Genomic DNA, 13,406 nt, shown 5'->3' with positions numbered 1-13,406 from the left:
GCTTGAGGAGGCCGACTGATGGCACGGCGATACGACTGCAACGACGCGACCGACCGTACGACGGGTCTGCGTGAGGCCGCGTCGGCCGTCCGCCGCGGCGAACTGGTCGTGCTGCCCACCGACACCGTGTACGGCATCGGTGCGGACGCCTTCAGCGCCGAGGGCGTCGCCGATCTGCTGGACGCCAAGGGCCGCGGCCGCAGCATGCCGACCCCCGTCCTGATCGGCTCCCCGAACACCCTGCACGGCCTGGTCACGGATTTCTCCGAGCAGGCCTGGGAGCTCGTCGACGCCTTCTGGCCCGGCGCCCTCACGCTCGTCGCCAAGCACCAGCCGTCGCTCCAGTGGGACCTCGGGGACACCCGTGGCACCGTCGCCATCCGGATGCCGCTGCACCCGGTCGCCATCGAGCTGCTCACGGAGGTCGGCCCGATGGCCGTCTCCAGCGCCAACCTCACCGGCCACCCGGCCCCCGAGGACTGCGATGCCGCCCAGGAGATGCTCGGCGACTCCGTCTCCGTCTACCTGGACGGCGGTCCGACGCCCGGCATCGTGCCCTCGTCGATCGTCGACGTGACCGGCAAGGTCCCCGTGCTGCTGCGGGTCGGCGCGCTCTCCGTGGAGGAGCTCCGCAAGGTGGTACCCGACCTCGAGGTGGCCAATTGACCGCCCCTGAGGGGCGTGGCATAGCGGGGCGGACCGACTCCTTCCGCATCCTCCACGTCAGCACCGGCAACGTCTGCCGCTCACCGATCACCGAGCGGCTGACCCGCCATGCCCTGGTGGACCGCCTCGGCGATCCGCTCGGCGGCGGACTGATCGTGGAGAGCGCGGGCACCTGGGGCCACGAAGGCGCCCCCATGGAGGCCAACGCCGAGACCGTCCTCGCCGACTTCGGCGCCGACACCACCGGCTTCGTCGGCCGGGAGCTGCTCGACGAGCACGTGATCCGCGCCGACCTGGTGCTCACCGCCACCCGCGACCACCGCGCGCAGGTGATCTCGATGGGGCACTCGGCCGGCCTGCGGACCTTCACCCTCAAGGAATTCACCCGGCTGGTCCGGGCGATAGACCCCGCCACGCTGCCCGACCCGCGGGACGAGGGCGTCGTCGAGCGCGCCCGCGCGCTGGTCCGGGCCGCGGCCGCGCTGCGCGGCTGGCTGCTGGCCCCCACCGCCGAGGCGGACGAGGTGTACGACCCGTACGGCGCCCCGATCACGTTCTTCCGCTCCATCGGCGACGAGATCAACCAGGCCCTCGACCCGGTCGTCACGGCGCTGACGGGCGTGCCCGAGCCGCACTGACGGGCGTACGCGCCTGCCGGCACCCCCTGGTCCCAACGGGTGCGCCGCGGCGCCGCACAGCGGGCAGGAGGGCCTTCGCGGGCCTACATTTGGAGCTGACGCCAGCACTCCCCTCCAGGCCCGGAGCCCATCGATGCCGGTCACCACTCCAGCCGCACCGTCCTCCGCCCCCGGGGCGGCCCTGCCGCAGGACTTCGACGCCCTGCTCCGGGAGGACTCGGAGATCGCAGCCGTGCTGCTGGGGGAGCTGCACCGCCAGTCCAGCACCCTGCAGCTGACCGCCGCCGAGAACTTCACCTCGCCCGCGGTCCTCGCCGCCCTCGGCTCACCCCTCGCGAACAAGTACGCCGAGGGCTATCCCGGCGCCCGCCACCACGGCGGCTGCGAGCAGGCCGACGCCGCCGAACGCATCGCCTGCCGCCGCGCCACCTCGCTCTTCGGCGCCGAGCACGCCAACGTCCAGGCGCACTCCGGCTCCTCCGCGGTCCTCGCCGCGTACGCCGCGCTGCTCCGCCCCGGTGACACGGTGCTCGCGATGGGACTCCCGTACGGCGGGCACCTCACCCATGGTTCGCCCGCCAACTTCTCCGGCCGCTGGTTCGAGTTCGTCGGCTACGGGGTGGACTCCGAGAGCGGCCTGATCGACTACGAGCAGGTCCGCGCCCTGGCCCGGGCCCACCGCCCCAAGGCGATCGTGAGCGGCTCCATCTCGTACCCCCGCCATCCCGACTACGAGCTGTTCCGGGAGATCGCCGACGAGGTGGGCGCGTATCTGATCGCCGACTCCGCGCACCCGATGGGGCTGATCGCCGGGGGAGCGGCACCGAGCCCGGTGCCGTACGCCGACGTGGTCTGCGCGACCACGCACAAGGTGCTGCGCGGGCCGCGCGGCGGGATGATCCTGTGCGGCGCGGAGCTGGCCGAGCGCATCGACCGGGCGGTCTTCCCGTTCACGCAGGGTGGCGCGCAGATGCACACGGTCGCCGCAAAGGCCGTCGCGTTCGGGGAGGCGGCCACCCCGGCGTTCACGATGTACGCGCACCGCGTGGTCGCCCATGCCAGGGTGCTGGCCGCCGGTCTGGAGGCGGAGGGCTTCGAGGTCACCACGGGCGGCACGGACACCCACCTGATCGTCGCGGACCCGGCCCCGCTGGGCGTCGACGGACCGACCGCCCGTGCCCGGCTGGCGGTGGCCGGCCTGGTGCTGGACACCTGCGCGCTGCCGTACGGGGACGCCCGGGGCATCAGGCTCGGCACCGCGGCGGTCACCACGCAGGGGATGGACGACGCGGACATGGCCAGGCTGGCGGTGCTCTTCGGGACGGCGGTGCGTGAGGAGAACGACATCCGCGCGGAGGTGCGGGAGCTGGCGGAGGAACATCCGCCGTATCCGGGGTAGGCGTCCGGTGTGGAACCGATCGGTCCGATGGCGGTGTCCTCGGTCATGAGGCCCGTGCAGCGCGGCCGTCCCTGATGGCCGGACGGTTTAGGGTGTGGGCTGAGATGGCCGGCGAAATCTGTGGGGCAGCCCGTGCGTGATTACCTGCTGACGCTCTGTGTCACGGCCGCGGTGACCTATCTGCTGACCGGTCCGGTGCGTAAGTTCGCCATCGCGATCGGGGCGATGCCCGCGATCCGTGCGCGTGACGTCCACCGAGAACCGACACCGAGGCTCGGTGGCATCGCCATGTTCGGCGGGCTGTGCGCCGGACTGATCGTCGCGGCCCATCTCCACAACCTCGACTGGGTCTTCCAGCTCTCCACGGAGCCGCGGGCGCTGCTCTCCGGCGCCGCGCTGATCTGGCTGATCGGTGTCCTGGACGACAAGTTCGAGATCGACGCCCTGATCAAGCTCGGCGGGCAGATGATCGCCGCCGCGGTCATGGTCATCCAGGGTCTGACGATCCTGTGGCTGCCGATCCCCGGCGTCGGCACCGTGGCGCTCACCCAGTGGCAGGGCACGCTGCTGACGGTCGCCCTGGTCGTCATCACGATCAACGCGGTCAACTTCGTCGACGGTCTGGACGGCCTCGCGGCGGGCATGGTGTGCATCGCCTCCGCCGCGTTCTTCCTGTACACCTACCGGCTCTGGTACGGGCACATGATCGAGGCCGCGGCCCCGGCGACGCTCTTCATGGCGATCCTGATGGGCATGTGCCTGGGCTTCCTGCCGCACAACATGCATCCCGCGCGGATCTTCATGGGCGACTCGGGCTCGATGCTGATCGGCCTGGTGCTCGCGGCCGGGGCGATCTCGGTGACGGGCCGGGTCGACCCGGACACGATGAGGCTCTTCGCCGGCAGCGAGCGCGAGGCCACCCACGCGATGCTGCCGGTCTTCATCCCGCTGCTGCTGCCGCTGACGATCATCGCGGTCCCGGCCGCGGATCTGGTGCTGGCGATCGTGCGCCGTACGTGGAACGGCCAGTCGCCGTTCGCGGCGGACCGCGGCCATCTGCACCACCGGCTGCTGGAGATCGGCCATTCGCACAGCAGGTCCGTGCTGATCATGTATTTCTGGTCGGCCCTGATCGCCTTCGGGGCGGTCGGCTACTCGGTGCACTCGGCGTCCCTGTGGATCGTGCTGGTGATCATGGGGATGAGCACGCTGGGCCTCGTACTGCTGCTGATGCCCCGCTTCACCCCGCGGGCACCGTACTGGGCGGAACGCTTCGTACCGCCTCGCTATCGCCGCAGGCGGGGCAACGGGGAGGGGCCCGAGGAGGAAGCCGCGTCGGCGTCCGGGGCCCAACAGGAGCCGCTGGAAGGCGGGATGGGGCGGACGGGGCCGGAGTCGCAGGAGCGCGCTCCGGTCGTCGTGGGAGTCTCGGGTGTCAATGGGGCGACCGCCATCGGCCCTCGTTCGCGTTTTTCGGACAGAGATCGAGCCGAATCCGCACGTTGAGAATTCGGGCACCAAGGGGCAATACAAGACAACAGATTGAGTTGTCTTGCTCACATGCGCGAATTCACTCTCACGTGTGACAGTGAGCACACTTTCTTGGTAAAGACCTCATCAAATAGTTTGTGATACCGTTCACGAAGCCCGGTGACGGAGCCGAAGGGCCTGAGTAGCACGGCCCATCGGTGCGAGGCATCGACTCCGACCGGGCCTACGCTCGTCCATGACGACACACTGCCCACCCCCTGCAAGCGGAGCTGCCGCCATGCCGTCCAACGACGCCCGGACTCTCCTTCAAGCCGCCGTACCCACCGCTGTCGCCGGCGTCGTCGCTGTCGCTGTCAGCGCTGGTGTCGCGGGCGGCAAGGGAGCCCTTGGCGCGGGCGTTGCGACGATCGTGGTGATCCTCTTCATGGGGATCGGACTGCTGGTCCTGCAACGGACCGCGCGGTCCCTGCCTCACCTGTTCCAGGCGATGGGGCTGATGCTGTATACGGCTCAGCTTCTCCTGCTGTTCATCTTTGTCGCCGCTTTCAAGAACACGACGATGTTCAACCCGAAGGCGTTCGCGATCACATTGGTCGCGATGACCCTCGTGTGGATCGGCGCACAGACGCGTGCACACATGAAGGCCAAGATCCTTTACGTCGAACCCGAGTCCGACAAGGCGGAAAAGCCCAAGAACACGGGCTCGAAGCCGTGAAGGGTAGGGGCGGGATAAGTGCGGGTTCAAGACCCTGCTATCGTCCGGTTCCAACTGCGGCACTGCGGGCGCGGGCATGTGAGCTGACGCCTGCTCGATCGCGAGGCTCAATGCCTGACTGCCGCTCACACATCCGTAACACCAGTCCAGTGCCGAACCGCGGCTGCGCGCCGCGCCGACACAACGAGGTTGCCGTACCTATGCGCCACGCTGAAGGAGCCCGCGGTGAGTGCTGACCCGACACAGGTGCTCGCCTTCGAGACCGATTGCCACATCTTCTCCGGTTGTGGTTTCCCGGGTCCTGGCTTGCACTCTTTCCTGTTCGAGCCGATCTTCGGTGACGCGGACAGCAACATCTACTTCAACAAGACGATGCTGCTGGCGCTCCTCGGTACGGTCATCATCGTCGGCTTCTTCTGGGCCGCCTTCCGCAAGCCGAAGGTCGTTCCGGGCAAGCTGCAGATGGTCGCCGAGGCCGGCTACGACTTCGTACGCCGCGGCATCGTCTACGAGACGCTCGGCAAGCGCGAGGGCGAGAAGTACGTCCCGCTGATGGTGTCGATCTTCTTCTTCGTGTGGATGATGAACCTCTGGTCGATCATCCCGCTCGCCCAGTTCCCGGTGACATCGATCATCGCGTACCCGGCCGCTCTGGCCCTGATCGTCTACGTCCTCTGGATGAGCGTCACCTTCAAGAGGCACGGCTTCGTCGGCGGCCTCAAGAACCTGACGGGCTACGACAAGTCGCTCGGCGGGGTTCTGCCGCTGATCATGGTCATCGAGTTCTTCTCGAACGTCCTGGTCCGGCCCTTCACGCACGCGGTCCGACTCTTCGCGAACATGTTCGCCGGTCACACGCTGCTGCTGCTCTTCACCATCGCCAGCTGGTACCTGCTCAACGGCATCGGTATCGCCTATGCGGGCGTCTCGTTCGTGATGGTCATCGTGATGACGGCCTTCGAGCTCTTCATCCAGGCTGTTCAGGCGTACGTCTTCGTGCTCCTGGCGTGCACCTTCATCCAGGGCGCTGTCGCCGAGCACCACTGATCGCGCCTCCCATACCCCCAGTCGTCCGGTGGCCAACCCCCGCCGGTCCGTGAAAGAGAAGGAAGAACTGGCATGTCCCAGACCCTTGCCGCCGTCACCGGTTCCCTCAGCTCCGTCGGTTATGGCCTGTCCGCCATCGGCCCCGGCGTCGGCGTCGGCATCATCTTCGGTAACGGCACCCAGGCTCTCGCCCGTCAGCCCGAGGCTGCCGGCCTGATCCGCGCCAACCAGATCCTCGGCTTCGCCTTCTGTGAGGCGCTCGCCCTCATCGGTCTGGTCATGCCGTTCGTCTACCCGACCTCCTGACTGGTCGCGTACAGACCATTCGACGGAAGGCACTGACGTGAACCCTCTGGTTCAGCTCGCGGCGGAGAAGCCGGAAAACCCGCTCGTCCCGCCGATCCCTGAGCTCGTCATTGGCTTCATCGCCTTTGTCATCGTCTTCGGCTTCCTCGCCAAGAAGCTCCTCCCGAACATCAACAAGGTTCTGGAAGAGCGTCGCGAGGCCATCGAAGGCGGTATCGAGAAGGCCGATGCGGCCCAGACCGAGGCCCAGAGCGTGCTTGAGCAGTACAAGGCTCAGCTCGCCGAGGCCCGCCACGAAGCCGCGCGCCTGCGCCAGGAGGCGCAGGAGCAGGGCGCCGTGATCCTGCAGGAGATGCGGGCGGAAGGCCAGCGGCAGCGCGAGGAGATCATCGCTGCCGGCCACGCCCAGATCGAGGCCGACCGCAAGGCCGCGGCCTCCGCGCTGCGTCAGGACGTGGGCAAGCTCGCCACCGACCTGGCCGGCAAGCTCGTCGGCGAGTCCCTTGAGGACCACGCCCGGCAGAGCGGCACCGTCGACCGTTTCCTCGACGAGCTCGAGGCGAAGGCCGAGGCTGTCCGATGAACGGCGCGAGCCGCGAGGCACTGGCTGCCGCACGCGAGTCCCTCGACGCGCTGACTGACAACACGTCGGTCGACGCGGCGAAGCTCGCCGAGGAGCTGGCCGCCGTAACGGCGCTGCTCCAGCGCGAGGTCTCACTGCGGCGGGTCCTCACCGACCCGTCGCAGCCCGGCGAGGCCAGGGCGGAGCTGGCCGGACGACTGCTGCGCGGTCAGGTGGGCGGCGAGACCGTCGACCTGATCTCCGGCATGGTCCGCTCCCGCTGGTCGCAGTCGCGTGACCTGGTCGATTCGGTCGAGGAGCTGGCGAACACCGCAGACCTCACCGCCGCCCAGCGCAGCGGAGACCTCGACGACGTCGAGGACGAGCTGTTCCGGTTCGGCCGGATCGTCGCCTCCGACAAGGGGCTGCGCGCCGCGCTCACCGAACGGTCCGCGTCCGCGTCCGCCAAGAGGCAGCTGCTGCACAGCCTGCTCGGCGGCAAGGCACGGCCCGCCACCGAGCGCCTCATCACGCGTCTTGTCACCCAGCCGCGTGGACGTAGCCTGGAAGAGGGACTCGAGTCCCTCTCCAAGCTGGCCGCGGAGCGCCGGGAGCGCATGGTCGCCGTGGTCATCTCGGCAGTGCCGCTCAGTGATCGGCAGAAGCAGCGCCTCGGCGCCGCGCTGGCGAAGATCTACGGCCGCCCGATGCACCTGAACCTCGATGTGGACCCCACGGTCCTCGGCGGGATCGCGGTGCGGGTCGGCGACGAGGTCATCGACGGCACCATCTCGGAGCGCCTCGAAGAGGCGACCCGTCGCATGGCCGGCTGACCGACGCAACGCAGCAACAGAACAGAGCAAGACCAGCGGCCCGGTTGGGCCGTGCAGAAATTGCAGAAGATTCCTGGGGGTCGGCCCCCAGACCCCCTTAAGAAACTTCGGGCCCAACAAGGAGAGCAGGGAACCCAGATGGCGGAGCTCACGATCCGGCCGGAGGAGATCCGGGACGCGCTGGAGAACTTTGTCCAGTCGTACAAGCCGGACGCGGCCTCGCGCGAGGAGGTCGGTACGGTCAGCGTTGCCGGCGACGGCATCGCGAAGGTCGAGGGTCTTCCCTCGGCCATGGCGAACGAGCTGCTGAAGTTCGAGGACGGCACCCTCGGTCTCGCCCTCAACCTCGAGGAGCGCGAGATCGGTGCGATCGTCCTCGGCGAGTTCAGCGGCATCGAAGAGGGCCAGCCGGTGCAGCGCACCGGTGAGGTGCTCTCCGTCGGCGTCGGCGAGGGTTACCTCGGCCGCGTCGTCGACCCGCTCGGCAACCCGATCGACGGTCTCGGCGAGATCGCGACCGACAGCCGCCGCGCCCTCGAGCTGCAGGCCCCTGGCGTCATGGTCCGTAAGTCGGTGCACGAGCCGATGCAGACCGGCTACAAGGCCGTCGACGCCATGGTGCCGATCGGCCGCGGCCAGCGTCAGCTGATCATTGGTGACCGTCAGACGGGTAAGACCGCTCTGGCCGTCGACACGATCATCAACCAGCGCGACAACTGGCGCTCGGGCGACGTGAACAAGCAGGTGCGCTGCATCTACGTCGCCATCGGTCAGAAGGGCTCCACCATCGCCTCCGTGCGCGGTGCCCTCGAAGAGGCCGGCGCGCTCGAGTACACGACCATCGTCGCCGCCCCGGCGTCCGACCCGGCCGGCTTCAAGTACCTGGCGCCGTACACCGGTTCGGCCATCGGCCAGCACTGGATGTACCAGGGCAAGCACGTCCTGATCATCTTCGACGACCTCTCGAAGCAGGCCGACGCCTACCGCGCCGTGTCGCTGCTGCTGCGCCGTCCGCCGGGCCGTGAGGCCTACCCGGGCGACGTGTTCTACCTCCACTCGCGTCTGCTGGAGCGCTGCGCGAAGCTCTCCGACGACATGGGCGCCGGTTCGATGACGGGCCTCCCGATCGTCGAGACCAAGGCGAACGACGTGTCGGCGTTCATCCCGACCAACGTCATCTCCATCACCGACGGCCAGTGCTTCCTGGAGTCCGACCTGTTCAACGCCGGTCAGCGTCCGGCCCTGAACGTCGGTATCTCGGTCTCCCGTGTCGGTGGCTCCGCCCAGCACAAGGCGATGCGCCAGGTCTCCGGCCGTCTCCGTGTCGACCTCGCCCAGTACCGCGAGCTGGAGGCGTTCGCCGCCTTCGGTTCCGACCTGGACGCGGCCTCGAAGGCGTCGCTGGAGCGCGGTAAGCGCATGGTCGAGCTGCTGAAGCAGCCGCAGTACTCGCCGTACCCGGTCGAGGAGCAGGTCATCTCCATCTGGGCCGGCACCAACGGCAAGATGGACGACGTCCCGGTCGAGGACATCCGCCGCTTCGAGACGGAGCTGCTGGAGTACCTGCGCCGCGAGCGCAAGGACCTCCTGACCAGCATCCGCGAGGGCGCCAAGATGTCCGACGACACGCTGCAGGCGATCGCGGACGCCGTCGCCTCCTTCAAGCAGCAGTTCGAGACCTCGGACGGCAAGCTCCTGGGCGAGGGCTGATCGATGGGCGCTCAGCTTCGCGTTTACAAGCGCCGCATCCGCTCCGTCACCGCCACGAAGAAGATCACCAAGGCGATGGAGATGATCGCCGCCTCGCGCATCGTCAAGGCGCAGCGCCAGGTGGCGGCATCGACGCCGTACGCGACCGAGCTCACCCGCGCGGTGACCGCGGTCGCGACCGGCTCCACCACCAAGCACCCGCTGACCACCGGGACCGACGCTCCGGCGCGGGCCGCGGTCCTGCTCATCACGAGCGACCGCGGTCTGGCCGGCGGTTACTCCTCCAACGCCATCAAGGCCGCGGAGCGACTGACCGATCGGCTCCGGGGCGAGGGCAAGGAGGTCGTCACCTACGTGATCGGCCGCAAGGGTGTCGCCTACTACGGATTCCGCGAGCGCAAGATCGAGGATTCGTGGACGGGCTTCACCGACAGCCCGACGTACGCGGATGCGAAGCGGGCCGCGGCCCCGCTGATCGAAGCGGTCACCAAGGAGACCGCCGAGGGCGGCGTGGACGAGCTGCACATCGTCTTCACGGAGTTCGTGTCGATGATGACGCAGAACCCGGTGGACAACCGGATGCTGCCGCTCAGCCTCGACGCCGCGAAGGAGGAGGCCGGCAAGGGCGAGATCCTGCCGCTCTTCGACTTCGAGCCGTCGGCGGAGGACGTCCTCGACGCCCTGCTTCCGAGGTACGTCGAGAGCCGGATCTACAACGCGCTGCTGCAGGCCGCTGCTTCCGAGCACGCCGCCCGCCGCCGCGCGATGAAGTCGGCCACCGACAACGCCGGTGAGCTCATCAAGAGCCTCTCCCGGCTTGCCAACGCGGCCCGCCAGGCCGAAATCACCCAGGAAATCAGCGAGATCGTCGGTGGTGCCAGTGCGCTGGCCGACGCGACCGCGGGGAGTGACAAGTAATGACGACCACAGTTGAGACGGCCGTTGCCACGGGCCGCGTCGCCCGGGTCATCGGCCCGGTCGTCGACGTGGAGTTCCCCGTCGACGCGATGCCGGAGATCTACAACGCGCTGACCGTCGAGGTGGCCGACCCGGCCGAGGACGGAAAGCTCAAGAAGCTGACGCTCGAGGTCGCACAGCACCTCGGCGACGGCGTGATCCGCGCGATCTCGATGCAGCCCACCGACGGCCTGGTCCGCCAGGCCCCGGTGACCGACACGGGCACCGGCATCACGGTCCCGGTCGGCGACATCACCAAGGGCAAGGTGTTCAACACCCTTGGCGAGATCCTGAACAAGCCCGAGGCCGAGGCCGAGGTCACCGAGCGCTGGCCGATCCACCGCAAGGCGCCCAACTTCGACCAGCTCGAGTCCAAGACCGAGATGTTCGAGACCGGCGTCAAGGTCATCGACCTCCTCACCCCGTACGTCAAGGGTGGAAAGATCGGTCTGTTCGGTGGTGCCGGTGTCGGCAAGACCGTTCTGATCCAGGAAATGATCTACCGCGTGGCCAACAACCACGACGGTGTGTCGGTGTTCGCCGGTGTCGGTGAGCGCACCCGTGAGGGCAACGACCTCATCGAGGAAATGGCCGACTCGGGCGTCATCGACAAGACGGCGCTTGTCTTCGGTCAGATGGACGAGCCGCCGGGCACGCGTCTGCGCGTCGCGCTGGCCGGTCTGACCATGGCGGAGTACTTCCGCGATGTGCAGAAGCAGGACGTGCTCTTCTTCATCGACAACATCTTCCGGTACACCCAGGCCGGCTCCGAGGTGTCCACCCTGCTCGGCCGTATGCCGTCCGCGGTGGGTTACCAGCCGAACCTGGCCGACGAGATGGGTCTGCTGCAGGAGCGCATCACGTCGACCCGTGGTCACTCGATCACCTCGATGCAGGCGATCTACGTCCCCGCGGACGACCTGACCGACCCGGCCCCGGCCACCACCTTCGCCCACCTCGACGCGACGACGGTTCTCTCCCGTCCGATCTCCGAGAAGGGCATCTACCCGGCCGTGGACCCGCTGGACTCCACGTCCCGGATCCTGGACCCGCGTTACATCGCGCAGGACCACTACGACACCGCCATGCGTGTCAAGGGAATCCTGCAGAAGTACAAGGACCTCCAGGACATCATCGCCATTCTCGGTATGGACGAGCTCGGCGAGGAGGACAAGCTCACGGTCTTCCGCGCCCGTCGCATCGAGCGCTTCCTGTCCCAGAACACCCACGTCGCCAAGCAGTTCACCGGCGTGGACGGTTCGGACGTTCCGCTCGACGAGTCGATCGCCGCGTTCAACGCGATCGCCGACGGTGAGTACGACCACTTCCCGGAGCAGGCGTTCTTCATGTGCGGTGGCATCGAGGACCTCAAGGCCAACGCCAAGGAGCTCGGCGTCTCCTGAGCCCATGGCTCACCGAGGGGGACGGGGTGTGTCCCGTCCCCCTCACCACGCCCCGTAGAATTGACCCAACACCCGGCTCGAACGGCCGGGTGGTGACCCGAGGAGCCACCCTTGGCTGCTGAGCTGCACGTCGAGCTGGTCGCCGCGGACCGCAGTGTCTGGTCCGGCGAGGCCACCCTGGTCGTCGCGCGCACCACGTCCGGCGACATCGGCGTCATGCCCGGTCACCAGCCGCTTCTGGGTGTGCTGGAATCGGGCCCGGTGACGATCCGCACGAGCGACGGCGGCACCGTTGTCGCCGCTGTGCACGGCGGTTTCATCTCGTTCGCGGACGACAAGCTCTCGATGCTCGCGGAGATCGCGGAGCTGGCGGACGAGATCGATGTCCAGCGCGCCGAGCGTGCGCTGGAGCGCGCGAAGTCGGACACGGACGCCGCCTCCGAGCGGCGTGCCGAAGTGCGACTGCGTGCGGTGGCGGTGCGCTAGCGCCCCGCGACCACGTAGCTTTACCCTCAGCCGCGGCCCGAGCTGGAGACCACTCCAGACCGTGCCGCGGCTGAGGCGATGCAGGTGCGGTTGTAGTTCTGGCGGTATCCGTTACTCGACGACGCGAGGAGGTCGGTGGAGATGTTCCTCGCGCTGTGGGTGGGCGGGCTGGTCGTCGCACTGGTCCTGGTTGGACTCTTCGTCTTCGGTCTGCGCCGGCGGCTGATTCAGCGCTCCGGCGGGACCTTCGACTGCAGCCTGCGCTGGAACGTCCCGGAGGAGCCCGATCTGTCGGGCAAGGGCTGGGTCTACGGGGTCGCCCGGTACAGCGAGGACCAGATCGACTGGTTCCGGGTCTTCTCCTACGCTCCTCGACCCCGCCGGGTCCTGGAGCGTTCCGCTATCGAGGTGGTCGCCCGGCGGCTGCCCGAGGGCGAGGAAGAGCTCGCGCTGCTGTCCGACGCCGTGGTGCTCGGCTGTCTCCACCGGGAGACCCGCCTGGAGCTGGCCATGAGCGAGGACGCGCTGACCGGGTTCCTCGCCTGGCTGGAGGCGGCGCCGCCCGGCCAGCGGGTCAACGTGGCTTAGCGGAACGTGGCCCGGAAGAACGTGGCCCGGTAGAACGTGGCCCAGCAGACGGAGAAACCGGGGAGACGGGGGGCGGACCCGTCTCCCCGGCTGCTTTCCGGGTGGTGCGCGGTGCTGGTGGGGGGTGCCCCAGACCGTGAGGGCTACTTCAGACCGCTGTTGATCGCGCCGACGAGTTCACCGTTGGCGGTGTCGCCGCTGAACTCCCAGAAGAACGCGCCTCCCAGGCCCTGGGTCTTCGCCCAGTTCATCTTGGACGTGATGGTGGCCGGGGTGTCGTAGCTCCACCAGTTGGTGCCGCAGTGGGCGTAGGCGGTGCCGGCGACGGTGCCGGTGGCCGGGCAGCTGTTCTTGAGGACCTTGTAGTCCTCGATGCCGGCTTCGTAGGTGCCGGGGGCGGCGCCGGTGGCGGTGCCGCCGGGTGCGTCCTGGGTGACGCCGGTCCAGCCGCGGCCGTAGAAGCCGATGCCGAGCAGCATCTTGGAGGCGGGGACGCCCTGGGCCTTCAGCTTGGTGATGGCGTCGGCGGAGCTGAAGCCGGCCTTCGGGATGCCGTTGTACGAGGTGAGCGGGGAGTGCGGGGCGGTCGGGCCCTTGGCGTCCCA

General features: G+C 68.4%; 15 protein-coding genes. 14 read left to right on the top strand and 1 reads right to left on the bottom strand.

Going from position 1 to position 13,406, the window contains the following annotated elements; genetic code table 11:
* The first annotated feature begins 18 nt into the window (after positions 1 to 18).
* From BT364_RS04195 to BT364_RS04130, 14 genes are all read left to right on the top strand, one after another.
* Positions 19 to 666: an L-threonylcarbamoyladenylate synthase gene (locus BT364_RS04195; RefSeq protein WP_072483725.1), complete on the top strand. Its 648-nt coding sequence runs from the start codon at positions 19 to 21 to the stop codon at positions 664 to 666.
* On the top strand, positions 663 to 1,304 hold the full coding sequence (locus BT364_RS04190) for an arsenate reductase/protein-tyrosine-phosphatase family protein (RefSeq protein ID WP_072483724.1): 642 nt from the start codon (positions 663 to 665) through the stop codon (positions 1,302 to 1,304). Before BT364_RS04195 ends, BT364_RS04190 begins: the two co-directional genes overlap by 4 nt.
* A gap of 133 nt (positions 1,305 to 1,437) precedes the next feature.
* Positions 1,438 to 2,703 carry a serine hydroxymethyltransferase gene (glyA, locus tag BT364_RS04185; RefSeq protein ID WP_072483723.1) on the top strand — a complete coding sequence of 422 codons (1,266 nt, stop codon included), beginning with the start codon at positions 1,438 to 1,440 and terminating at the stop codon, positions 2,701 to 2,703.
* Positions 2,704 to 2,823: 120 nt separating this feature from the next.
* Positions 2,824 to 4,209, top strand: coding sequence for an MraY family glycosyltransferase (locus BT364_RS04180; RefSeq protein WP_072483722.1), 1,386 nt, complete (start codon positions 2,824 to 2,826; stop codon positions 4,207 to 4,209).
* Between the two features lie 262 nt (positions 4,210 to 4,471).
* Positions 4,472 to 4,909, top strand: a complete 438-nt coding sequence (locus tag BT364_RS04175) for a Cg1360 family ATP-synthase-associated protein (RefSeq protein WP_072483721.1) — start codon at positions 4,472 to 4,474, stop codon at positions 4,907 to 4,909.
* Positions 4,910 to 5,119: 210 nt separating this feature from the next.
* Positions 5,120 to 5,956 carry a F0F1 ATP synthase subunit A gene (gene atpB, locus BT364_RS04170; RefSeq protein WP_072484168.1) on the top strand — a complete coding sequence of 279 codons (837 nt, stop codon included), beginning with the start codon at positions 5,120 to 5,122 and terminating at the stop codon, positions 5,954 to 5,956.
* Between the two features lie 72 nt (positions 5,957 to 6,028).
* The gene (locus tag BT364_RS04165) at positions 6,029 to 6,262 is read left to right on the top strand and encodes an ATP synthase subunit c family protein (RefSeq protein ID WP_072483720.1); all 234 of its coding nucleotides are present in this window, start codon (positions 6,029 to 6,031) and stop codon (positions 6,260 to 6,262) included.
* 37 nt (positions 6,263 to 6,299) lie between these two features.
* Positions 6,300 to 6,845, top strand: coding sequence for a F0F1 ATP synthase subunit B (locus BT364_RS04160; RefSeq protein ID WP_072483719.1), 546 nt, complete (start codon positions 6,300 to 6,302; stop codon positions 6,843 to 6,845).
* On the top strand, positions 6,842 to 7,657 hold the full coding sequence (locus BT364_RS04155) for a F0F1 ATP synthase subunit delta (RefSeq protein WP_072483718.1): 816 nt from the start codon (positions 6,842 to 6,844) through the stop codon (positions 7,655 to 7,657). Before BT364_RS04160 ends, BT364_RS04155 begins: the two co-directional genes overlap by 4 nt.
* A gap of 138 nt (positions 7,658 to 7,795) precedes the next feature.
* A complete protein-coding gene (gene atpA, locus BT364_RS04150) occupies positions 7,796 to 9,367 on the top strand; it encodes a F0F1 ATP synthase subunit alpha (protein ID WP_072483717.1) in 1,572 nt (523 codons plus the stop codon).
* Positions 9,368 to 9,370: 3 nt separating this feature from the next.
* Positions 9,371 to 10,285, top strand: a complete 915-nt coding sequence (locus BT364_RS04145) for a F0F1 ATP synthase subunit gamma (RefSeq protein ID WP_072483716.1) — start codon at positions 9,371 to 9,373, stop codon at positions 10,283 to 10,285.
* Positions 10,285 to 11,727 (top strand): F0F1 ATP synthase subunit beta, encoded by a 1,443-nt coding sequence (gene atpD / locus BT364_RS04140; RefSeq protein ID WP_072483715.1) that lies wholly within the window; start codon positions 10,285 to 10,287, stop codon positions 11,725 to 11,727. Before BT364_RS04145 ends, atpD begins: the two co-directional genes overlap by 1 nt.
* A 111-nt stretch (positions 11,728 to 11,838) precedes the next feature.
* Positions 11,839 to 12,213, top strand: a complete 375-nt coding sequence (locus BT364_RS04135; RefSeq protein ID WP_072483714.1) for a F0F1 ATP synthase subunit epsilon — start codon at positions 11,839 to 11,841, stop codon at positions 12,211 to 12,213.
* A 141-nt stretch (positions 12,214 to 12,354) separates the two neighbouring features.
* Positions 12,355 to 12,801 (top strand): DUF2550 domain-containing protein, encoded by a 447-nt coding sequence (locus BT364_RS04130; protein WP_072484167.1) that lies wholly within the window; start codon positions 12,355 to 12,357, stop codon positions 12,799 to 12,801.
* 143 nt (positions 12,802 to 12,944) lie between these two features.
* On the opposite strand, the gene BT364_RS04125 is transcribed toward BT364_RS04130, so the two are convergent.
* The coding region (locus BT364_RS04125) for a glycosyl hydrolase family 18 protein (RefSeq protein ID WP_143166447.1) at positions 12,945 to 13,406 on the bottom strand (462 nt) is incomplete at its 5' end.

The sequence above is a fragment of the Streptomyces atratus genome, from assembly GCF_900119365.1.
GTDB classification, from domain to species: Bacteria; Actinomycetota; Actinomycetes; order Streptomycetales; family Streptomycetaceae; genus Streptomyces; species Streptomyces atratus_B.
The sequence above is the reverse complement of the archived record's forward strand: the minus strand, read 5'-3'. Positions and strand labels throughout refer to the sequence as shown.